Source organism: Pseudacidovorax sp. (genome assembly GCF_017991995.1).
Classification (GTDB): Bacteria; Pseudomonadota; Gammaproteobacteria; order Burkholderiales; family Burkholderiaceae_C; genus Xenophilus.
Genome location: NZ_JAGOPN010000034.1, coordinates 11,401 through 30,771 on the forward strand (window position 1 = coordinate 11,401; position 19,371 = coordinate 30,771).

At 69.8% G+C, this 19,371-nt stretch carries 19 protein-coding genes; 9 read left to right on the forward strand and 10 right to left on the reverse strand.

Features of this window, described 5'->3' with window-relative positions; all coding sequences use genetic code 11:
• Positions 1-78 precede the first annotated feature (78 nt).
• Positions 79-1,635: an efflux transporter outer membrane subunit gene (locus KBC94_RS28450; RefSeq protein ID WP_294378786.1), complete on the forward strand. Its 1,557-nt coding sequence runs from the start codon at positions 79-81 to the stop codon at positions 1,633-1,635.
• A 56-nt stretch (positions 1,636-1,691) separates the two neighbouring features.
• On the opposite strand, the gene KBC94_RS28455 is transcribed toward KBC94_RS28450, so the two are convergent.
• From KBC94_RS28455 to KBC94_RS28470, 4 genes are all read right to left on the reverse strand, one after another.
• Positions 1,692-1,958 (reverse strand): YkgJ family cysteine cluster protein, encoded by a 267-nt coding sequence (locus tag KBC94_RS28455; RefSeq protein ID WP_017759195.1) that lies wholly within the window; start codon positions 1,956-1,958, stop codon positions 1,692-1,694.
• A gap of 68 nt (positions 1,959-2,026) precedes the next feature.
• On the reverse strand, positions 2,027-3,382 hold the full coding sequence (locus tag KBC94_RS28460) for a type II toxin-antitoxin system HipA family toxin (RefSeq protein WP_294378789.1): 1,356 nt from the start codon (positions 3,380-3,382) through the stop codon (positions 2,027-2,029).
• A gap of 3 nt (positions 3,383-3,385) precedes the next feature.
• Positions 3,386-3,652 carry a helix-turn-helix transcriptional regulator gene (locus KBC94_RS28465; protein WP_294378791.1) on the reverse strand — a complete coding sequence of 89 codons (267 nt, stop codon included), beginning with the start codon at positions 3,650-3,652 and terminating at the stop codon, positions 3,386-3,388.
• Positions 3,653-3,757: 105 nt separating this feature from the next.
• Positions 3,758-4,684 (reverse strand): LysR family transcriptional regulator, encoded by a 927-nt coding sequence (locus KBC94_RS28470; RefSeq protein WP_294378795.1) that lies wholly within the window; start codon positions 4,682-4,684, stop codon positions 3,758-3,760.
• 126 nt (positions 4,685-4,810) lie between these two features.
• Here KBC94_RS28470 and KBC94_RS28475 point away from each other — a divergent pair, with 126 nt between their 5' ends.
• The 4 genes from KBC94_RS28475 (at position 4,811) to KBC94_RS28490 (ending at position 9,231) form a co-directional block, all read left to right on the forward strand.
• The gene (locus KBC94_RS28475) at positions 4,811-5,770 is read left to right on the forward strand and encodes a tripartite tricarboxylate transporter substrate binding protein (RefSeq protein ID WP_294378799.1); all 960 of its coding nucleotides are present in this window, start codon (positions 4,811-4,813) and stop codon (positions 5,768-5,770) included.
• 19 nt (positions 5,771-5,789) lie between these two features.
• Positions 5,790-6,827 (forward strand): alcohol dehydrogenase catalytic domain-containing protein, encoded by a 1,038-nt coding sequence (locus tag KBC94_RS28480; protein WP_294378803.1) that lies wholly within the window; start codon positions 5,790-5,792, stop codon positions 6,825-6,827.
• A complete protein-coding gene (locus tag KBC94_RS28485; protein ID WP_294378805.1) occupies positions 6,820-7,404 on the forward strand; it encodes a DUF4286 family protein in 585 nt (194 codons plus the stop codon). Before KBC94_RS28480 ends, KBC94_RS28485 begins: the two co-directional genes overlap by 8 nt.
• A gap of 252 nt (positions 7,405-7,656) precedes the next feature.
• Positions 7,657-9,231 carry a TerC family protein gene (locus tag KBC94_RS28490; protein WP_294378835.1) on the forward strand — a complete coding sequence of 525 codons (1,575 nt, stop codon included), beginning with the start codon at positions 7,657-7,659 and terminating at the stop codon, positions 9,229-9,231.
• On the opposite strand, the gene KBC94_RS28495 is transcribed toward KBC94_RS28490, so the two are convergent.
• The 4 genes from KBC94_RS28495 to KBC94_RS28510 form a co-directional block, all read right to left on the reverse strand.
• Positions 9,213-10,253: a lysylphosphatidylglycerol synthase domain-containing protein gene (locus tag KBC94_RS28495; RefSeq protein ID WP_294378807.1), complete on the reverse strand. Its 1,041-nt coding sequence runs from the start codon at positions 10,251-10,253 to the stop codon at positions 9,213-9,215. The genes KBC94_RS28490 and KBC94_RS28495 overlap by 19 nt on opposite strands.
• Before the next feature lie 242 nt (positions 10,254-10,495).
• Complete coding sequence (locus tag KBC94_RS28500) at positions 10,496-11,029, reverse strand: DUF4142 domain-containing protein (RefSeq protein WP_294378812.1); 534 nt, start codon at positions 11,027-11,029, stop codon at positions 10,496-10,498.
• Positions 11,030-11,243: 214 nt separating this feature from the next.
• A complete protein-coding gene (locus KBC94_RS28505; RefSeq protein WP_294378815.1) occupies positions 11,244-12,755 on the reverse strand; it encodes a tripartite tricarboxylate transporter permease in 1,512 nt (503 codons plus the stop codon).
• Positions 12,756-12,768: 13 nt separating this feature from the next.
• Positions 12,769-13,254: a tripartite tricarboxylate transporter TctB family protein gene (locus KBC94_RS28510; RefSeq protein ID WP_294378817.1), complete on the reverse strand. Its 486-nt coding sequence runs from the start codon at positions 13,252-13,254 to the stop codon at positions 12,769-12,771.
• A 230-nt stretch (positions 13,255-13,484) separates the two neighbouring features.
• Here KBC94_RS28510 and KBC94_RS28515 point away from each other — a divergent pair, with 230 nt between their 5' ends.
• Positions 13,485-13,955 carry a MarR family transcriptional regulator gene (locus KBC94_RS28515; protein WP_294378820.1) on the forward strand — a complete coding sequence of 157 codons (471 nt, stop codon included), beginning with the start codon at positions 13,485-13,487 and terminating at the stop codon, positions 13,953-13,955.
• Positions 13,956-13,988: 33 nt separating this feature from the next.
• Here the strand turns inward: KBC94_RS28515 and KBC94_RS28520 are convergent, their stop codons facing one another.
• On the reverse strand, positions 13,989-14,858 hold the full coding sequence (locus KBC94_RS28520) for a LysR substrate-binding domain-containing protein (RefSeq protein WP_294378823.1): 870 nt from the start codon (positions 14,856-14,858) through the stop codon (positions 13,989-13,991).
• Between the two features lie 300 nt (positions 14,859-15,158).
• Between KBC94_RS28520 and KBC94_RS28525 the strand changes: the two genes are divergently transcribed.
• Genes KBC94_RS28525 through KBC94_RS28535 form a run of 3 tightly spaced genes read left to right on the forward strand, consistent with a single transcriptional unit; the run spans position 15,159 to position 19,068 of the window.
• A complete protein-coding gene (locus KBC94_RS28525; RefSeq protein WP_294378826.1) occupies positions 15,159-16,157 on the forward strand; it encodes a tripartite tricarboxylate transporter substrate binding protein in 999 nt (332 codons plus the stop codon).
• A gap of 46 nt (positions 16,158-16,203) precedes the next feature.
• A complete protein-coding gene (locus KBC94_RS28530; RefSeq protein ID WP_294378828.1) occupies positions 16,204-17,622 on the forward strand; it encodes an FAD-binding oxidoreductase in 1,419 nt (472 codons plus the stop codon).
• Positions 17,623-17,676: 54 nt separating this feature from the next.
• Positions 17,677-19,068, forward strand: coding sequence for a VOC family protein (locus KBC94_RS28535; protein WP_294378831.1), 1,392 nt, complete (start codon positions 17,677-17,679; stop codon positions 19,066-19,068).
• Positions 19,069-19,166: 98 nt separating this feature from the next.
• Here KBC94_RS28535 and KBC94_RS28540 read toward each other — a convergent pair.
• A partial coding sequence (locus KBC94_RS28540; protein WP_294378833.1) for a helix-turn-helix domain-containing protein occupies positions 19,167-19,371 on the reverse strand: 205 nt, incomplete at its 5' end.

Sequence of the window (19,371 nt, forward strand, 5' to 3'; positions counted from 1 at the left end):
CATTCCTTGTTCACGAGGACAACGACCATGACAAACACGCAATCGACCACGAGGGGGCCGTCGTCGACGGACGCGACCATGACCCGTACAGCGCAAGTGCGCAGCGCCTTCGATCACCACCAACCGTTCACGCTGAGCCTGTCGAAGCGCCGCACCCTCGTTCCGCTGCTGGCCGCCCTGGTGCTCGCTGGCTGCGCCACCGCACCGGCGCAGCTGCCTGCCGTCGCCACGCCCGCCCGTTTCAAGGAAGCGCTGCCCGTCACTCGGACTACGACCGAAGGCCGCTGGACCGAGGCCGCCGCCGCCGAGGCCCAGCCCCGCGGCGAATGGTGGAAGGCCTTCCAGGACCCGGTGCTCGATGCGCTTGTGGCGCAGGCGGCCGAGGCCAATACCAGCCTGCAGCAGGCAGCGGCCCGTGTGCGGCAGGCGAGGGCGTTGTTGCGCAATGCCGAGGCCGACCGTTCGCCGCAGCTTGGCCTGGGAGGCGGCGCCACGCGGCAGCGCGGGCTGGATCGCAACCAGTCCACCCAGCCTTCCACGCTGCTCAACGCCGGCCTCAGTGCCTCGTGGGAGTTGGATCTGTTCGGCCGCCTGTCGCGCCTGCAGGACGCCGCTGCGCTCGACGCCCAGGCGCGCGAGGCCATTCTGCAGAGCACGCGCCTGATGGTGCAGGCCGAAGTGGCCCAGACCTATCTGGCCCTGCGCTCCGCCGACGAGGAGCGCGCCCTGGTGCGCGACGGCGTGGCCGCCTACCGCGACACGCTGCGCCTCACGCAGCGCCGCGAGCAGGCCGGAGACGTGGCCGCGCTGGACGTGGCGCGCATGCAGGCCGAGGTCTCGGCCAACGAGTCCGAGGCCCTCGCCCTGGATCGCCGCCGTGCCGAACTGGAGCATGCATTGGCCGTGCTGGTCGGCCGTGCGCCGGCGGACTTCGGCATCGGCGTCGATCGCTGGCAGACCGCACTGCCCGTGGTGCCGGCGGGCGTGCCCTCCACCGTGTTGCTGCGTCGGCCCGACGTGGCCGCAGCCCAGGCGTCGGTGCTGGCCGCGCAGGCCCGCGTGGGTGCGGCGCAGGCGGCGTACTTCCCGAACGTCGCACTCACGGCCGGCGGTGGCTTTGCCTCGCCGGAGCTGGGCGACCTGTTCAAGTGGTCGGCGCGTTCGTGGGGCGTGGGTGCATTGCTGTCGCTGCCGCTGCTCGATGGCGGCCGCCGTGCCGCGGGTGTGGAGCATGCGAGCGGCGTGCTCGACGAGGCGGTCGCGGCCTATCGTGCGCAGTCGCTCGATGCCTTCCGCGAGGTGGAGGACCAGCTCTCGGGCCTGCGTCTGCTGCAGCAGCAGGCCGCTGCGCAGGCCACGGCGGTGGAGGCCGCGGCGCGGGCCCTGCAGCTGTCGGACACCCGCTACCGCAATGGCTACATCAGCCAGCTCGATGTGCTCGATGCGCGCCGCAGCGCGCTGCGCAACCGGCGGCAGGCGCTGCAGGTGCGCTCTGCGCAGTACCAGGCCACCGTGGCGCTGGTGCGGGCGCTGGGCGGCGGATGGGGCGCCTCGCAGGCGGACGTGCAGTCCTCGAAGGTGGCAGCCCCGACAGACATCGCGGTTGCGGCGCCGGTGAAGAAGGACGGTTCGTAGGTCCTGAGTCGCGCCCGCGCCGGGTCACTGCGCCGCTGTCGGCGGAGCGTCGTCGCTCAACGTCCGGTCTCGGGCGCGGTCTCGGCTTCCAGCTGCGTCAGCCAGCGCAGCGCCTCGGTCCGCGAGCTGCCGCACATCTCGGCCGACGGTGCCAGGCCGCCGCAGCAGGCCGGCCGCTCGGGCTGGCCGAAGATGCGGCACCGGTTGTCGTCGGCGAGCTGGATGCAGCGCACGCCCGCGGGCTTGCCGTGCGGCATGCCGGGAATGGGGCTGGAGATGGAGGGCGCGGTGCAGCAGGCACCGCAGTCGGGGCGGCAATCCATGGCGGGCACTGTAGTGGACGCCGTGAGCCCCGGGGCGGCGCAGGGTGGCCCGTCCCGCATCGGGCGCGTCACAGCCCGGCGGAGAGCTTGCGTGCCGCATCCGCCAGGCCGCCCAGGATGCGGTCGGCCAGTTCGGCCGGAAAGCCCGCCGGCAGTTCGCCGTGGACGGCCGCCACCACGCCCGGCGTGAGTGTCGCGGCCGCCTCGATCAGCGCCTCAACGCCCCGGCCATCCGCTGCGCGCACGCCATGGCGCTGGCCGAGCGCGACCCAGTGCCGCGGCAGGATCTCCCGCAGCTTCCAGTGCGCATTGCGGCCACGCACCGCCATGGCCATGCGCGCCTTGTGCGCCGAGATGGCGCCCGGCCCTTCGCCGAGCACGGGCCAGGCCGACAGCACGTCGTACAGCGGCGTGAGCTGGTAGCGACCGCCGGGCCGCAGAAACAGGCTGAAGTTCTTGGCATGGCCGTCGGTGGCACCCAGCATCCAGAACAGCAGCTGGGCCAGGAAGAAGGTGCGGCGGTCGTCCTCGCGCGTCAGCGAGCCATCGAGCACACCCATGATCCGGTCGATGCCGGGCCCGCCGTCCACCTCGTACTTGGCGTCGGGCGGCGTGCCGGTCGCCTGGCAGAAGTCCTCCTGCGGCAGACGCAGCAGTTGCTGCCGCCCGTCGGGGGCGCTCCACCAGCGCCGGTCGAAGCGCGCCACAGCCAGCACCCGCATCTCCTCGAACTGCAGCGGCTGGCAGTCGGCCACCGGCAGGCCGAAGGCACGCAGGATGCGCGCGCACAGCCATTCGTTTTCCACCGAGTGGCGCATGTCGATCTTCATGCCGCCCACGAGCCCGAGCGGCAGCTTGAGGATGTGCGTGGTGGGCGTGCTGCCCTGCGGCAGGCACCAGAGGCCGTCCTGCAGCAGCAGGGCGGTCTTCTCCTGCGCGCCGGCGATGGAGATGCGCAGGTCCTCGTCGTCGACGGCAAGCCCCAGGGGCGCGGTGGCCGTGGCGCTGCGCAGGATGGCGGCGACGCGTGCCTCGCTGAGCGGCTCGGCCTGGATCGCGAAGGAGCCCGGCGAGGCCTGGCCTTCAGGCAGGATCTCCAAGGCTCCCACACAGTCCCGGCCGATGCGCGCCAGTAGGTCGAAGGCGTCGGTGCTGCCCGTGCCGTGGCGTCGCGCCATGCGCTCGCGGATGTCCCTGCTGTCGGGCAGCAGATTCTCGAAATAGGCGCGCACCTTGGGGCCGCGGTGCGGCGCGTTGCCGGGCGTGAAGGGCAGGGACAACGACAGCGGCCGGCCCTCCGGCGACCGTGTCCAGTCGGCGTCGTATTGCAGCGTGTCGGGCGCGTGGGGCGTCAGGCTCCAGGTGCCGACGAAGGCGCCGTTCATCCAGAGGCCCAGAGCCCGGCGATGGGTGCGGCGGCCCATGGACTACCAGGCGGGTGAATCGCGCTCGGCCGCGCGAGGGGTGGCGTCGGGTTCGGTCGGCACGAGCACCATGTCCGCCCCCAGGATGTGGAGCACCGACAGCAGTCGCGAGGCGCCCATGCTCTCGGCGTTGCGCTCCAGGGCCGAGTAGGTCTGCTGGGTCACACCCAGTCGCTGCGCGATCTGGGCCTGCGTCAGCCCGCTCTGCTTGCGAAGCGCACGCAGCAGGCCAGGCAACTGGTCGGCAGTTCGTACAGTAAAGGCGGACATACAGAATTGGTGTTGTAAATCAATTTAACGCATTAAAGTGCGTAAAAACATTTTACATAGCTTGTGCTGTGTCAGCGCACGCTGTCCAGCGCGTCTTCCCGCCACTCAGCCTTGCAGCTTCGCGGCCGTGCGCTCGCGCAGGCGCTCGAACAAGTCAACGATGCGCTGCAGGACTTCCTCCCCGACGAGACAGGGGGCACCGCTGCCGGCCTTGCGTCGAAGCAGCGTGAGCACGGCGCTCTTCTGCGGCTGGGCAAGGGGCAGCAGCCGAACCCGGGGCGCGGACAGCAACACGCAACTGGCCGGTACCAGTGCGATGCCCAGGCCCGCACCCACCAGATCCAGCACCCCGTGCACGGTGCTCGCCTCGTAGCGGATGCGCGGAGAAAAGCCTGCCTGCGCGCACAGGTGGATCGCCTGGTCGAAGTACGCCGGGCCCCGATGACGCGTGAAGGCCACGAAGTCCGCTTCCGCATACGCGCGCAGGTCTGCCGTGCCGCCCCGCGGCAGCCGATGCGTGGCGGCCACGGCGACGCAGAAGGGATCGAGGATGCGGACCACGGTCGCGATGCGCGGGTGGCGGATGTCGGCGCGCGCGATGCCCAGGTCGATCTGGCCGCTGGCCAGCGCATCGATCTGCTCGCTGCTGATCATCTCGCGCAGCTCGAACTGCAGGCCGGCGTCGTCTGCACGCAGCGCGGCCAGCAACTGCGGCAGCACGGTGCTGCCGGCCGAAGGCACGAAGCCCAGCGAGAGCCGGCGGGTCGGCGTGGCGCCGGCAATCCATGCCCGCAGTCCGCCGACCCGCTCCACCAGCGCCCGTGCCTCGGGCAGCATGGCTTCGCCGGCCTCGGTCAGGTGCACGCCCTTGGGGTGGCGCACGAAGAGGGAAGTGCCCAGCGCCTCTTCCAGCTGGCGGATCTGCACCGACAGAGGCGGCTGCGCAATGAACAGCTTCTGCGCCGCGCGGCTGAGGTTGCCGGCCTCGGCCACGGCGATGAAGTAGCGCAGATGGCGCATCTCGATGTTCATGGTGTCTCCATACCTCGCAGGTATGGGCAGCATAGCGAATCGGTGCTGGACGTATTGCGAAGCCACGCCAAGAATCCGGGCCACAGCCGCTCGTTTCGAAGCGGCTTGCACTGGAGACACCCCCCCATGAAGCGAATCCTCGCCCTCGCGCTCTTTCCCTTGTTGACGCTGCATGCGGCAGCCCAGTCCTGGCCCACCAAGCCCGTGAAGGTCGTGGTGCCCGCGCCGGCCGGCAGCTCGCTGGACTTCATCGTGCGCACCCTCGGCAACCGCCTGAGCACCCGCTGGGGCCAGCCGGTGATTGTGGACAACAAGCCGGGTGCAGGCGGCATGCTCGGCATGGTCGCGGTGGCCAAGGCCGCACCCGATGGCTACACGCTGGGCATCGGCTTCAACGGGCCCATCGCCTTCGCGCCCTTCATGTACAAGCAGATGGCCTACGACCCGGTCAAGGACCTGGCGCCCATCGTGATGACCTCGTCCCAGCCCAACGTGCTGGCGGTGCGGGCCAACCATCCGGCCAAGACCGTGCAGGAGTTCGTGAGTTGGGCGCGTGCCCAGCCCAATGGTGTGGCGTACGGTTCCGTCGGCGCCGGCAGTTCCTCGCACCTGACCATGGAGCTGTTGCGCACCACGGCCGGTTTCGAGGCGACGCATGTGCCCTTCAACGGCTCGCCGCCGGCGGGCATCTCCCTGGCCTCGGGCGAGACGCAGGCCTTGTTCACCGTGGCGCCGGCCCTGCTGCCGCTGGTGGCCAGCGGCCGCATCCGGTTGCTGGCGGTCACCAGCGCCAAGCGCATGGAAGGCATGGAGCAACTGCCCACCATCGCCGAATCCGGCTACCCCGGTTTCGAGGCGCTGGCGTGGAACGGCCTGTTCAGTGCGGCTGGTACCCCCGCTGCGGTCATCGCCAAGGTCAACGCCGACGTCAACGCCGCACTGAAGGAGCCCGAGGTGCAGGCCGCCTTTGCCAAGCAGGGCCTGGTGCCGGGTGGCGGCACGCCGCAGGCCCTTGCCAGCTTCATGGCCCAGGAGCGCAGCAAGTGGGGCGCCATCATCCAGAAGACCGGCATCCGCCTCGACTGATGTCAAGGAGCCCTCATTCATGCAAGCCCTGAGAAAGACCCGCGCCGCGGCCGGCCTCGAATTGGTGGAGGTGCCCGCGCCACAGGCCGCCGATGTGCGGGACGGCGAGGTGCTGGTGCGCGTGCATGCCGCCGGCATCTGCGGCAGCGATCTGCACGTTGACGACTGGACCTCCAGCTACACCTTCATCGCCCCATCGTTGCCCGTGACCATCGGCCACGAGTTCGTCGGCGTGGCGCAGTCCGGGCCGCTGGCCGGCCGCCGCGTGGTGGTGCGGCCGTCGGTGACCTGCGGCGTGTGCGCGGCCTGCACCGCCGGCGAATTCGACCGCTGCGAGCAGCGACGCGGCATCGGCATGACGCGCGACGGTGCCTTTGCCGCCTGGGTGCGTGTGCCACAACGCAACTGCGTGCCTGTGCCCGATGGCGTCAGCGACGAGCTGGCGGCGCTGACGGAGCCGCTGACCATCTCCATGCAAGCCCTGCGCATCGCGGGCGACGTGAAAGGTGCGCGTGTGCTGGTGATGGGCCCGGGCACCATCGGCCAGGGCATCGCCGCATTGGCGCGGCGGGCCGGCGCGGCGCAGGTGGTCGTCAGCGGCTTCGACGATGCCGTGCGCCTGGAGGCATTGCAGCGCATGGGCTTCACCCAGCAGGTGGACGTGGCCCGCGGCAGTCTGGCCGAGGGCGTCGCTGCGTTCATGGATGGCCAGCGCTTCGACGTGGTGTTCGAGGCCACCGGCGTGCCCGAGACCATCCAGGAGGCGCTGCCGCTGCTGCGCCGCAATGGCGTGGTCGTGGTCACGGGCATCCATGCCCGCCCGCTGACGCTGGACCTCACCCCCCTGGTGCGCAACCAGCACCAGCTGCGCGGCTCCTTCCGGCCGCCGGAGTCAGACTGGCCGCTCGCCCTCGACCTGATGCAGGAACTCGCCCCGGTGCTCGCCCCGATGGTGAGCCATGTTCTGCCCCTGTCCCAGGCGGCCGAAGGTTTTGCCCTGGCGCATGGCAAGAAGGCCTGCAAGGTGCTGTTGGCGCCGGAGCCCTCCGATGGCTGACTGGCTCGCGGGCGCAGGCGCGCTGCTGGCGCTGTGGAATGACGTCGATCCGGAAGTGGAAGCCGAGTACGAGGACTGGCATGCCAACGAGCATGTGCCCGAGCGGCTGACGGTGCCGGGCATCCTGGACGCGTGCCGCTATGCGGCCATGGCACCGGCATTGCGGCCCCGCTACCTCACGCTGTATGCGCTCGCGTCGGCCGAGGTGCTCGATAGTTCGGCCTACCGGCATCTATTGGCCCATCCCACGCCGGCCAGTGCGCGCATGCGGCCACATCTGAGGAATGTCGCGCGCTGGGTCTGCCGGCTCCATCGCACGGCGCCGGTCTGGCCGGAGGGGCCGGTGCATGTCCGCACCTCGGACGATGTCGTGACGATGCCGGCGCAAATGGCCTCACCGCTGCTGCTGGCTGAACATCTGCCGCAGGCACCGGGCCTGCCCTGGATGACCTCGGGCCAGGCGCTGAAGGTCGAGGGTCGCTGGCTGATGGTGCGCGAGAGCACGCCAGCGCCCTTGGCCGACGAAGAGGACTGCTGCCATCCCTTGCCGGTGCGCCGCGCGCGAATAGCGCATTGAGACGCCTGCGCCGCCAATGTCCCTGGGCCACGTCGGCCTTGTGGGGGTCGCGTTGGCTCGCTCGCTAGACTGGCAGCAGATGTCCAGCGACTCTTCCGAGCCTCCCAGTCCGCGGCTGGCCTTCGCCAGCCCTTGCGCGCGCCGCGCGCGCACCGTCCTCCCCGATCCTGCTGCCTCGCTCTGCCGCGCCGCCTTGGCGCGTGCACGGCATGCGGCATGCCCGCACCGCCCACGCGCGCAGAGGCACCGATGATCGAACTCCTCAGCGATCCGGCCGTCTGGGCCGGCCTGCTCACGCTGGTGGTGCTGGAGATCGTCCTCGGCATCGACAACCTGATCTTCATCGCCATCCTGGCCGAGAAGCTGCCGCCCCACCAGCGCGACCGGGCGCGCGTCATCGGCCTCTCGCTCGCGCTCGTCATGCGCCTGGGCCTGCTGTCGGTGATCTCGTGGATGGTCACGCTCACGCGGCCGCTGTTCGCCCTCGGGCCGCTCTCGTTCTCGGGCCGCGACCTGATCCTGCTGTTCGGGGGTCTGTTCCTGCTGTTCAAGGCCACCTCGGAGCTGCACGAGCGGCTCGAAGGTGCCGAGCACCAGGTGGCCACCAACCCCGTCTATGCGGGCTTCTGGCTGGTCGTCGCGCAGATCGTGGTGCTCGATGCCGTGTTCTCGCTCGATGCCGTGATCACCGCCGTGGGCATGGTCAGTGACCTGCCGGTGATGATGGCCGCCGTGGTCATCTCCATCGGCGTGATGCTGCTGGCAGCCAAGCCCCTCACGCGCTTCGTCAATGCGCATCCGACGGTGGTGGTGCTGTGCCTGAGCTTCCTGCTCATGATCGGCCTGAGCCTCGTGGCCGAGGGCTTCGGCTTCCACCTGCCCAAGGGCTACCTGTATGCGGCCATCGGCTTCTCGATCCTGATCGAGATGCTCAACCAGCTGGCGCGTCGCAACCAGGCGCGGCAGCAGGCCCTGCGGCCGCTGCGCGAACGCACGGCTGAATCGGTGCTGCGGCTGCTGGGTGGCGGCCGGCGCCTGCAGGCGGCCGCCGTGTCCGACGGCGATGCGCATGCGCCGGTCGATGCCCCGGCGTTTGCGCCGGAAGAGCGCCACATGGTCAGCGGCGTGCTTTCCCTCGCGGAGCGCACGGCGCGCAGCATCATGACGCCGCGTTCGGATGTGTCCTGGATCGATCTCGAGGAGTCGCCCGACGCAGTGCGCGAGCGCCTGCTGGGCTCGCCGCACAGCCTGCTGCCCGTGTGCCGCGGCAGTCTGGATCAGGTCGTCGGCGTCGGACGGGCGACCGAGTTGCTCGCGGCGCTGGTGGCGCAGGGCCGCATCGACGAGCAGGGCGCGCACATGCGTATGCCGCTGTACCTGCCGGAAAGTGCCAGCGTCACCCACACCATCGACGTCCTGCGCAAGGCCAAGGGCCAGCTGGTGCTGGTCAATGACGAATACGGGCTGCTCAAGGGCCTGCTCACGCCCTTCGACGTGCTCGAGGCCATCGCGGGCGAGTTCCCCGACGAGGACGAGTTGCCGGAGATCGAGCGCCTGGAGGCAGGCGCCTGGCGCGTCGCCGGAACGGCCGACATCCATCAGCTGCAGCGGATGCTGGAGACCGAAGGGCTGGTGAGCGAGGACGACAGCTACACCTCGTTGGCGGGCTATCTGCTGTCACGGCTGGGCCGCATGCCGGCCGCCGGCGAGGTGCTCGTCCACGACGGATGGCAGATGCAGGTGCTCGACGTGGACGGCCAGCGCATCCGCGCCGTCCGCATCGAGCCGGCGGCAGAGGGGACGCAGGCTCAGGCGGCCTCGGCCTGACCTGCATCCGGGTTGGCCGTCTTCTCCAGGTACGCATACAGCCCCAGCGCGATGGCCAGCGGCAGTAGGTAGTAAAGCGCGCGATACGCCAGCACCGCGCCCATCAGCTTGCCCTGGGGCACGGTGCCCGACAGCAACGCGAGGTACACGGCCTCCAGCACGCCGAGTCCGGCCGGAATCGGCACGCACACGCCCACCACCGATGCGGCCAGCAGCACGCCCAGCACGTGGGCATAGGGCACGCTGCCCCCCAGCAACAGGTACATCAGCGTGCCCATCAGGGACCAGTTGCCCGCGGACAGTGCCAGCTGCACCAGGGCGAGGCGCGGCGTGGGCAGGTGGACCGACTTGCCGCGCACTTTCCAGGTGGTGCCGTGCCAGCGCAGGCAGGCACCCAGGTACGCCACCGGCAGCAACATCAGCCCGACGCCGATGACCTGCAGCATGCCGTTGGACAGCGGCACCGAATCGGGAAGGTCCAGCATGCCCGACGCAAAGAGGCCGCCCGCGACGAGCCCGTAGCCGAGCCAGTTGGTGCTCAGGCTCATGGCGATGATCTGGCCCACCTTGGTCTCGTCCAGCCCGTCGCGCGCGTACAGCCGCGCGCGCAGCGCCACCCCGCCGACCAGGGAGCCGAGGTTGAGGTTGAAGCCGTAGCTCGCCACGGCGATGGCCCAGGTCCGCATCACCTGCAGGCCATGCCGGGTGTGATGCCGTCCGGTGAGATCGAAGCAGCCGTACAGCGCGTGGCTGGCCAGCGCCAGGATCGAGGCCTCCAGGAGAACAGTGCCGGGATAGCGCTTGAGCGCCGCCCAGGCGCCGGCCCAGTCCACCTTGTGTGCATGCGAGATGAGCATGGCCAGCACCAGAAGCCCGAGTGCAGGTACCGCCCAGCGGCGCACCGTGGGCCAAAGCCGTGCCCAGCGGGATGGATGCGCGGGCGCGCCCAAGCCCTTCGTCGTGTGTTCCGCGGTGCGGGAGGAAGAGCTGTCGATCAGCACGGGCGCCTCGGTATCTTGCATCGCCTCATGGTGGGCATGGCGCATCTCGCCCGACGTCGGCGCCGGACATCGGCCGCTGTAGGCGGCCCGGAGGCGTCCGCAGAAGCTGGCCCGGATCATGCTTGGAGCAAGCGGTCTCCTCGCAGCACCCTTGCTGCGACTTCGCCCGGCGGCTTTTGGGCCGACCGGGCTTTTTCATGGGCGCTTGGCCGGCGCGAAGGCAATGCGTTGCCGACAGTGGGTCCGTCGGCACGCGGGGGATTTCAGGAGCGCGGAGCGGCCTTGTCCAGCGCCTGCAACAGCGTGCGGCGGTCGTCCGCGGCCCGGCGTGCCAGGGCGGCGACCTCCTGATGCTCGGCCGTCTCTGCCGAGTCGGTGAACACGCGCACCTGCTCTTCCAGCAGGGCCCGGACGGTGCGCACCATGTCGCGGTCGAAGGTGGCTCCCTTGCTCTCTGCGACCCGGTCGACCATGCGACGCGAGACTTCCGACATGTCCAGCGGCAGGTTGGTCTTGTGGCGCTCGGCGTAGTCCGTCATGTCGCGGTAGAGCGCGTCAGACTTCTTCTCCAGCGATGCGGCCCACTCGCGCAGGGCCGGCTTCTGGAAGCGCCGCTGGCCCAGCTTGCCGATCTCGCGGTCGCGCACGATGAGTCCGCCGGCGGAGCGCAGGAACACGCGGTCGCCATTGCTCATGTCGCCACGCAGCGTGGCGTCGTCGGGGTCCTTGCTGTTGGGCTGGGCCTGCGCGACCGACAGGCCGGCGGCTGCGCAACCGGCCGCCAGGGCGCAGAGCATCCGGCGACGGTCCAGGTGATGGAGAGGGGAGGAGGAGGCAAACGAAGACTGGCGCATGGCACGGAACCTGAACGGGATGGCGATGCGCAAAGCATCGTCGGCACCGCGTGCCCTTGCGCTGCGCCTTCCCGCCCAAGCGACGTAGGACCGTTCGGCACGTCGCCAGTTGGCCGCGTCCGACGTGCGCCCGCCGAGGGCGTCCCATCGAAGCGGCTCAGGCCTCCACGAACGCTTCCTCGCGCCGCGAGCGCACGGCGGGCATGAGCACGATGACGACCAGTACGACGGCGGCCACGAGCAGGCCGGCCGAGATGGGCCGCGTCACCAGCACGCCCCAATCGCCGCGCGACAGCAGCAGCGCGCGCCGCAGGTTCTCCTCCATCATCGGCCCCAGGATCAGGCCCAGCAGCAGTGGCGCCGGCTCGCAGCCCAGCTTGATGAAGCCATAGCCGATGACGCCGAAGACGGCCACCATCCAGATGTCGAAGGTGTTGTTGTTGGTCGAGTACACGCCGATGGCGCAGAACAGCACGATCGCCGGGAACAGCCACTTGTAGGGAATCGACAGCAGCTTGATCCACATGCCGATCAGCGGCAGGTTCAGGATGATCAGCATCAGGTTGCCGATCCACATCGAGGCGATCAGGCCCCAGAACAGCTCGGGGTTGCTGGTCATCACCTGCGGGCCGGGCTGGATGTTGTGGATGGTCATCGCGCCCACCATCAGTGCCATCACCGGATTGCCGGGGATGCCCAGCGTCAGCAGCGGGATGAAGGAGGTCTGCGCCCCGGCGTTGTTGGCCGACTCGGGGCCGGCCACGCCGCGGATGTTGCCTTTGCCGAAGGGGATCTCGCCCGGCTTCAGGCGCAGCTTCTTCTCCAGCGTGTACGAGGCGAAGGACGACAGCAGCGAGCCGCCACCGGGCAGGATGCCGAGCGAGCAGCCCAGCGCCGTGCCCCGCAGCACGGCGGGCGTCATGCGCCTGAAGTCGTCCCGCGTGGGCCAGACGCCGTTGAGCTTGGCGGTGAATGCCTGGCGGTCTTCCTCGGGCTTGGCCAGGTTGGAGATGATCTCGCCGTAGCCGAAGATGCCCATGGCGATGGCGATGAAGCTGATGCCGTCGGTCAACTCCGGGATGTCGAAGCTGTAGCGGGCCACGCCCGAGTTCACGTCCGTGCCCACCAGGCCCAGCAGCAGGCCCAGGATGATCATGCACACCGCCTTGAGCAGGGAGCCGGAGGCCAGCACCACGGCGCCGATCAGGCCCAGCACCATCAGGCTGAAGTACTCGGCCGGGCCGAACTTGAAGGCCAGCTCCGTCAGCGGTGGGGCGAAGGCGGCGAGGATGACCGTGCCCACGCAGCCCGCGAAGAAGGAGCCCAGGCCCGCCGCCGCGAGCGCCGGGCCGCCACGTCCCTGCTTGGCCATCTGATGGCCGTCGATCACGGTCACCACCGAGGCCGATTCCCCTGGCAGGTTCACCAGGATGGCGGTGGTCGAACCGCCGTACTGCGAGCCGTAGTAGATGCCGGCCAGCATGATCAGCGCCGCCACCGGGGGCAGTGCATAGGTGGCCGGCAGCAGCATGGCGATGGTGGCCACCGGCCCGATGCCGGGCAGCACACCGATCAGCGTGCCCAGCAGGCAGCCGACGAAGGCATAGACGAGGTTCTGGAGCGTGAAGGCGGCTTCGAAGCCGAGCGCCAGGTGGTCGAGCAGTTCCATGGTGGGGTTGTCCTCAGCTGATGAAGGTCGGCCAGACCTGGAACTGCAGCTTCAGGCCGATGATGAAGACCAGGTAGCTGCCGACGGCCAGCAGCGTGGCCAGGATGAGCGTGGTGCGGAAGGAATAGCTCGGGCCGGCGCGACTGGCGATGAAGGTCAGTGCGTAGATGGCGAGCACCAGCCCCATGGCGGGCAACCCGATGCTCGGCAGGCCGCCCAGCAGCACGCCGAAGGCGAGGTTGGCGCAGATGATCAGCGTCAGCGGACGCCAGGCAATGGCGCCGATTCGGCCGTCGCTGCCATCGCCACGTGCGAGCGAGCCGGCGATCACAAGCAGGCCGAGCAGGGCCAGCACGACGCCCAGCATGAGGGGAAAGTAGCCGGGACCCATGCGGGCGGCGTCGCCCACGTTGTAGGAGGTGGCACCCATGGCGAACGCCGTGCCGACGCCCGTGAACATGAGGCCGGAGAAAAAGTCCTTCTGGCTTTGGATCTTCATGGCAATGGAGGTTGGAGAAGGCACGGCGGATGCGTGCAGGCGGGCGGTGCGTGCGCCCCGTTGGCCCAGCCTGGAGGGCGCGACGCGCGTCGGGGACGCGTCAGTGCCGGGTCAGATACATCATGGTATGAGCAAAAAATGCATCACATCATGAGTAATTACCCTTTCCAAACGCTCATGTGGGCGGGCCGCGCCTGGGGCTAAAGTGCCTCCATTTCGTGGGGGACCGAATGAGTGAAGGATCGGCCGCGTCGGCGGCAGACAAACGCCGGCTCGAGGCGCTGTCGGAGTTCCGGTACCGGCTGCGCAACTTCCTGCGCTTCAGCGAGGACGCGGCGCGCGAGGAGGGCATCACCGTGCTGCACTACCAGCTGCTGCTGCACACGCAGGGCTTCGCCGGACGTGACTGGGCCACCGTGACCGAGATCGCCGAGCGGCTGCAGGCGCAGGTGCACGGCGTGGTGGCGCTGATCTCGCGCTGCGAGGAGGCGGGCCTGGTGCAGCGCAAGCCGGGGCGCACCGACCGTCGCCAGACGGAGGTGCACCTGCTGCCCAAGGGGCAGCGCAAGCTTCAGAAGCTGGCGGGCCAGCACCTGGGCCAGCTCAGCGCGCTGGCCGAGGCCGTGCGGCTGGCGCAGGCCATCGCCGGCCCGGCCGAAGCGGGCGGCATGTCGGCGTCGGAGGCCGCCGAAGCTTCATAGCCAGGCTGCCGCCCGGGCGTCCGGCCGCGCCACTCAGGGCGGTGCTGCAGCCGCCTGACGTCCGAGCCACTCGCGAAATGCCCGCAGCGGCGGGTAGCGCAACTGGCTGCTGGCGCAGGCGAGGTAGTAGCTGCCGGCGCTGCCGCAGCGCAGATCGACGGCCGGCACCAACTCGCCTCGTTCGAGCTCCGAGCGGATCAGGAATTCCGGCAGCAGCGCCACGCCCAGCCCCGCCGAAGCGGCCTGGGTGACGGTGGCGAACTGGTCGATACGGGTGCCGGCCTCGTCGCCGGGCGCGAGGCCTTGCGCGGCGAACCAGTCCGTCCAGGCCTGGGGACGCGAATTCAGGTGCAGCAGCGGCGCGGCCCGCAGGTCGGCCGCTGCCGCAAAGCCGTAGTGCGCCTTGAGGGCGGGGGAGCAGGCCGGCACGACGGTCTCGCCGAACAGCAGGTCGAGTTCGGCCTGCGGCCAGTGCGCATGCCCGTAGTGGATCGCCGCATGCACGCCCTCCGCGTCCAGGTCGAAAGGGTCGAGCCGTGTCACCAGGTTGAGCGTGACGCCGGGATTGGCGCGCATGAAGTCGGGCAGAAGCGGGGCCAGCCAGCGCGTGCCCACGGTCGGCAGGATGGCCAGGGTCAGGGTGCCGGCGCCGGGGTCGGCGCGCAGCTGCAGCGTGGCGTTGCCGATGGCCCGCAGCGCGTCGCGGATTTCCAGGGCGTACATCTCCCCGGCCGGCGTGAGCCGCACCGTCTGGCGGTCGCGCGTGAAGAGCTCCACGCCCACGGCGTCTTCCAGCGCGCGGATCTGACGGCTGATGGCGCTCTGTGTCAAATGGAGCTCGTGCGCCGCCGCGGTGAACTTCTGCAGGCGCGCACAGGCTTCGAAGGCCACAAGCAGGCCCATGGACGGAAGATATTTACGGGAATTCATGAGTACGCGTGAGCGATCGGCGGGATGCGGGCCGGTCAACGCGTCGTCTGTCGAGAGGCCACCGGAAAAGCGCGACGCCGGAAGGCCTCGCCGGCATCATTCTCAAATGGAATGACCATCTTCCAAAACATTGATTGACGTCAAGGTGCGGTTTTCAAGACCATGCGCCCCCGACCTGCCCGCACGCCACGGGCGCCATGCCCCGCATGACGCACCGCGGCCGACGGGGCTTCCGCCCCGCCGATGGGGCCCCGAACACGGAGACTCCCTCTTTTGACCCGCATCCTCTCGCGCAAGCACTTCCTGGGCGCTGCCGCCCTGGCCGCCACCACCCTTCTGCTGCCCACCTGGGCCCAGGCGCAGGCGGGCGGCTATCCCGCCCGGCCGATCCGGCTCGTGGTGCCCTTCGCGCCCGGCGGCAACACCGACATCCTGGCCCGCATGGTGGGCCAGGGCCTGACCGAAAGCCTGGGCCAGCCCGTGGTCGTGGACAACGTGTCGGGGGCCAATGGCTCCATCGGTGCCAGCCGTGTCGCCACGTCCGCGGCCGATGGCTACACGCTGCTGTTCGGCACCGCCGGCACGCAGGCCATCAACCAGAGCCTGTACAAGAACCTGAGCGAGAAGAACCTCGACGACTACGAGTACGTCGCCATGGTCACCTCCATCCCCAACGTGCTGGTGGTCAGCGACACGAAGGGCGCACCGAAGACCGTGGCCGAGCTGGCGGCCAGCGAGAAAGGACGGCGCGAAGGCCTGAACTACGGCTCGCCGGGCACCGGCTCCACCGTGCACCTGTCCGGCGAACTCTTCAAGACCGCCACCAAGCTCAACCTCGTGCATGTGCCCTACAAGGGCAGCTCCCTGGCCCTCACCGACCTCCTGGGCGGGCAGATCGACTTCATCTTCGAGAACGTGACGCCGGCGCTGCCCTTCATCCAGGGCGGCAAGCTGCGGGCCCTGGCCGTGACCTCGGCCGAACGCATTCCCGTGCTGCCCAACGTGCCCACCATGAAGGAGCTGGGCTACGCCAACTTCGTGACCGCGACCTGGAATGGCGTGCTGGCCCCCAAGGGCACGCCGGCCGCCATCGTCAAGCGCCTGGAAGAGGCCACGCTCAAGGTCGCGGCCAGCCCCGAGTTCAAGGAGCGCGTCACCGCCCTGGGCGGCGAGGTGAAGCCACTGGCCGGCCCGGCCTTCCGCGACTTCGCCCGCAGCGAGTACCGCCACTGGGGCGCCATCATCAAGGACGCCGGCGTTCCCCGGCAGTGAGCCGCGGCAAGCCCACCGACAGCGCCACGCAGAACGACGCCGACGCATGACGACGCTCACCGACACCCTGGCCGCCATCGTGGGCCCCGCCCATGTGCTCACCGGCGCCGATCTCGACAGCTATGAACAGGACTGGCGCGGCCGCGTGCGGGGCCGCGCCCTGTGCGTGGTGCGCCCAGCCAGCGCCGACGAAGTGGCGCGCGTGGTGCGCGCCTGCGCCGCCGCCGGCACCAGCCTCGTGCCGCAGGGCGGCAACACCGGCCTGGTGGCGGGCTCCACGCCCGACGCCACCGGCACGCAGGTGGTGCTGAGCCTGCGCCGCATGAATGCCGTGCGGTCCATCGATCCGCAGAACATGACCTTCACCGTCGAGGCGGGCTGCATCCTGCAGACGCTGCAGCAGGTGGCGGACGAGGCCGGCTTCCTGTTTCCGCTGAGCCTGGGTGCCGAAGGCAGCTGCACCATCGGCGGCAACCTGGCCACCAATGCGGGCGGCACGCAGGTGCTGCGCTACGGCAATGCCCGCGAGCTGTGCCTGGGCCTGGAGGTCGTGACGGCACAAGGCGAGCTGTGGGACGGCCTCTCGGGCCTGCGCAAGGACAACACCGGCTACGACCTGCGCGACCTCTTCATCGGCAGCGAAGGCACCCTCGGCATCATCACTGCGGCGACGCTCAAGCTCCACCCGCGGCCTGCCGCGCAGCTCACGGCCTGGGTGGCACTGGCGTCGCTCGAAGACGCCACGGCACTGCTGGGCCTGGCGCACCAGCACCTGGCCGCCGGACTCACGGGCTTCGAGGTGATGAACCAGTTCGCGCTCGGCCTCGTCGATCGGCACTATCCGCAACTGCGCGTGCCGATGTGGCGCGAGCATGCCTGGTGCGTGCTCATCGAGCTGTCGGACAACGAGTCCGAGGACCATGCGCGCGCGCAGTTCGAGCGGCTGCTCGAGACCGCCGTCGAGCAGGGCCTCGCGGCCGACGCCATCGTGGCCGAGAACCTCAAGCAGGCCCACGACCTCTGGCACATCCGCGAGAGCATCACGCTCGCGCAGGCGGAGGAAGGCGTCAACGTCAAGCACGACATCTCGATCCCGGTGTCGCGCATCCCCGACTTCGTGCGCGAGGCCGATGCCGCGCTGGCTGCGGGCGTGCCCGGCGTGCGTTTCGTCAACTTCGGCCACCTGGGCGATGGCAACCTGCACTACAACATCCAGGCACCGGCCGAGGGCGATGCCGGGGCCTTCGTGGCCGCGCACGAGTCGACGATCAGCACCATCGTCTACGACACCGTCAGCCGCTTCGGCGGCTCGATCTCGGCCGAGCACGGCGTGGGCGAGCTCAAGCGCGAGAAGCTGCCCCACCACAAGTCGCCCGTGGCGCTGCAGCTGATGCAGGCCATCAAGCAGGCGCTCGATCCGCAGCAGCTGCTCAATCCAGGCCGGGTGCTGGCACGAACGCCCTGAAGCCCGCTGCTGCTTCGCCCTTCCGCATTCCTCCGCTTTCCAGACGCTTCCACCATGTCCTCCTTCGTCAGTCCGGATCAGATCCGCGACCGCTTCTCGCAGTCCATGTCGGCTATGTACAAGACCGAGGTGCCGCAGTACGGCGCCTTGCTCGAACTCGTGGCGCAGATCAACCAGGCCACGCTCGACGCGCAGCCCGCGCTGCGGCAGTCGCTCACGGAGGCCGGCGAGCTGCATCGCCTCGACGTGGAGCGCCACGGCGCCATCCGCCTGGGCACGCCCGAGGAGCTGGCGGCCATGCGACGCATCTTCCGCGTGATGGGCATGTTCCCGGTCGGCTACTACGACCTCTCCGTCGCCGGCGTGCCCGTGCATGCGACCGCCTTCCGGCCCGTGAGCGACGAGGCGCTGCGCCTCAACCCCTTCCGTGTGTTCACCTCGCTGCTAAGGCTGGAGCTCATCGCCGACGCCGGCCTGCGTGAGCAGGCGCGCGACATCCTTGCGAAGCGCCGCATCTTCACCGACGAGGCGCTGGCACTCACGGCGCGCTTCGAGTCCGATGGCGGGCTGACCGAAGCGCAGACCGACGCCTTCGTGCGCGAGGTGACCGAGACCTTCCGCTGGCACAGCGAGGCCACCGTGAGCCTCGACACCTATCGCCAGCTGCATGCCGCGCACCGCCTGGTGGCCGACGTGGTGTCGTTCAAGGGCCCGCACATCAACCATCTGACGCCGCGCACGCTCGACATCGATGCGGCCCAGGCCGAGATGCCGCGCCGCGGTCTGGCGGCCAAGGACGTGGTCGAAGGACCGCCGCGCCGCCGCCATCCCATCCTGCTGCGGCAGACCAGCTTCAAGGCGCTGGAAGAGGCCATCGTCTTTGCGCAAGGCGACGCCGCCGGTTCGCACACCGCCCGCTTCGGCGAGATCGAGCAGCGCGGCATGGCGCTCACCCGCAAGGGTCGCGCGCTCTACGACCAACTGCTGGCGCAGGTGCGATCGATGGAAGGGGCCGGCAGCGCCGCAGCCGACTACGGCCAACGGCTGGCCGCGGCCTTCGCGGACTTCCCGGACGAGCCGGAGGTGCTGCTGGACCAGGCGCTGGCCTTCTTCCGTCATCACGTGGCGGACGAGGCCGGCTTTGCCGCGCGCGCGGCCAGCGGCGCGCCCTTCGATCTCGCCGCGATGCGCCGCGACGGCATCGTGGGCGCACGGCCCATCGTCTACGAAGACTTCCTGCCCGTGAGCGCGGCCGGCATCTTCCAGTCCAATCTGGGCGGGGAGGAGCAGAAGAGCTACGCCGCCAATGCGGCCCAGGCCGCCTTCGAGCAGGCCCTGGGCGCGCCGGTCGCGGACGAGATCGCGCTGTACGAAGCCAGCCAGGCCGCTTCGGTGGAGGCGCTGCGGGGCCGCTACGCCGAGGTGGCGGGCGCGGGCGCGCGCTGAGGTCGACGCCGATCATTTGATGGCCGATCCCGGCCGATCGATGGGGAACGTGGCGTCAGCGCTGTCCCTGTTCTTGAGGGTCTGCGGAGCCTGGCAGATCACTCCGCCGACTTCAGATACCGCTGCACAGTGCGCGGATGCACGCCGAGCCGCTGGGCGACCTGCTCCAGGGGCTTGTGCTGCAGCTCGAGCAGCAGCGCGTCGAGCTGATCGTCGGAGAGGGCGCGAGGCCGGCCGACGTGGCTGCCGCGGCTCTTGGCGGAGGCCATGCCGGCCTTGGTGCGCTCGCTGATGAGGGAGCGT

Bases quoted from the DNA above. Each gene is read 5' to 3' on its own strand.
- KBC94_RS28450 (WP_294378786.1), top strand. From the start codon at position 79: ATGACCCGTACAGCGCAAGTGCGCAGCGCCTTCGATCACCACCAACCG.
- KBC94_RS28455 (WP_017759195.1), bottom strand. From the start codon at position 1,958: ATGGATTGCCGCCCCGACTGCGGTGCCTGCTGCACCGCGCCCTCCATC.
- KBC94_RS28460 (WP_294378789.1), bottom strand. From the start codon at position 3,382: ATGGGCCGCCGCACCCATCGCCGGGCTCTGGGCCTCTGGATGAACGGC.
- KBC94_RS28465 (WP_294378791.1), bottom strand. From the start codon at position 3,652: ATGTCCGCCTTTACTGTACGAACTGCCGACCAGTTGCCTGGCCTGCTG.
- KBC94_RS28470 (WP_294378795.1), bottom strand. From the start codon at position 4,684: ATGAACATCGAGATGCGCCATCTGCGCTACTTCATCGCCGTGGCCGAG.
- KBC94_RS28475 (WP_294378799.1), top strand. From the start codon at position 4,811: ATGAAGCGAATCCTCGCCCTCGCGCTCTTTCCCTTGTTGACGCTGCAT.
- KBC94_RS28480 (WP_294378803.1), top strand. From the start codon at position 5,790: ATGCAAGCCCTGAGAAAGACCCGCGCCGCGGCCGGCCTCGAATTGGTG.
- KBC94_RS28485 (WP_294378805.1), top strand. From the start codon at position 6,820: ATGGCTGACTGGCTCGCGGGCGCAGGCGCGCTGCTGGCGCTGTGGAAT.
- KBC94_RS28495 (WP_294378807.1), bottom strand. From the start codon at position 10,253: ATGCAAGATACCGAGGCGCCCGTGCTGATCGACAGCTCTTCCTCCCGC.
- KBC94_RS28500 (WP_294378812.1), bottom strand. From the start codon at position 11,029: ATGCTCTGCGCCCTGGCGGCCGGTTGCGCAGCCGCCGGCCTGTCGGTC.
- KBC94_RS28505 (WP_294378815.1), bottom strand. From the start codon at position 12,755: ATGGAACTGCTCGACCACCTGGCGCTCGGCTTCGAAGCCGCCTTCACG.
- KBC94_RS28510 (WP_294378817.1), bottom strand. From the start codon at position 13,254: ATGAAGATCCAAAGCCAGAAGGACTTTTTCTCCGGCCTCATGTTCACG.
- KBC94_RS28515 (WP_294378820.1), top strand. From the start codon at position 13,485: ATGAGTGAAGGATCGGCCGCGTCGGCGGCAGACAAACGCCGGCTCGAG.
- KBC94_RS28520 (WP_294378823.1), bottom strand. From the start codon at position 14,858: ATGGGCCTGCTTGTGGCCTTCGAAGCCTGTGCGCGCCTGCAGAAGTTC.
- KBC94_RS28530 (WP_294378828.1), top strand. From the start codon at position 16,204: ATGACGACGCTCACCGACACCCTGGCCGCCATCGTGGGCCCCGCCCAT.
- KBC94_RS28535 (WP_294378831.1), top strand. From the start codon at position 17,677: ATGTCCTCCTTCGTCAGTCCGGATCAGATCCGCGACCGCTTCTCGCAG.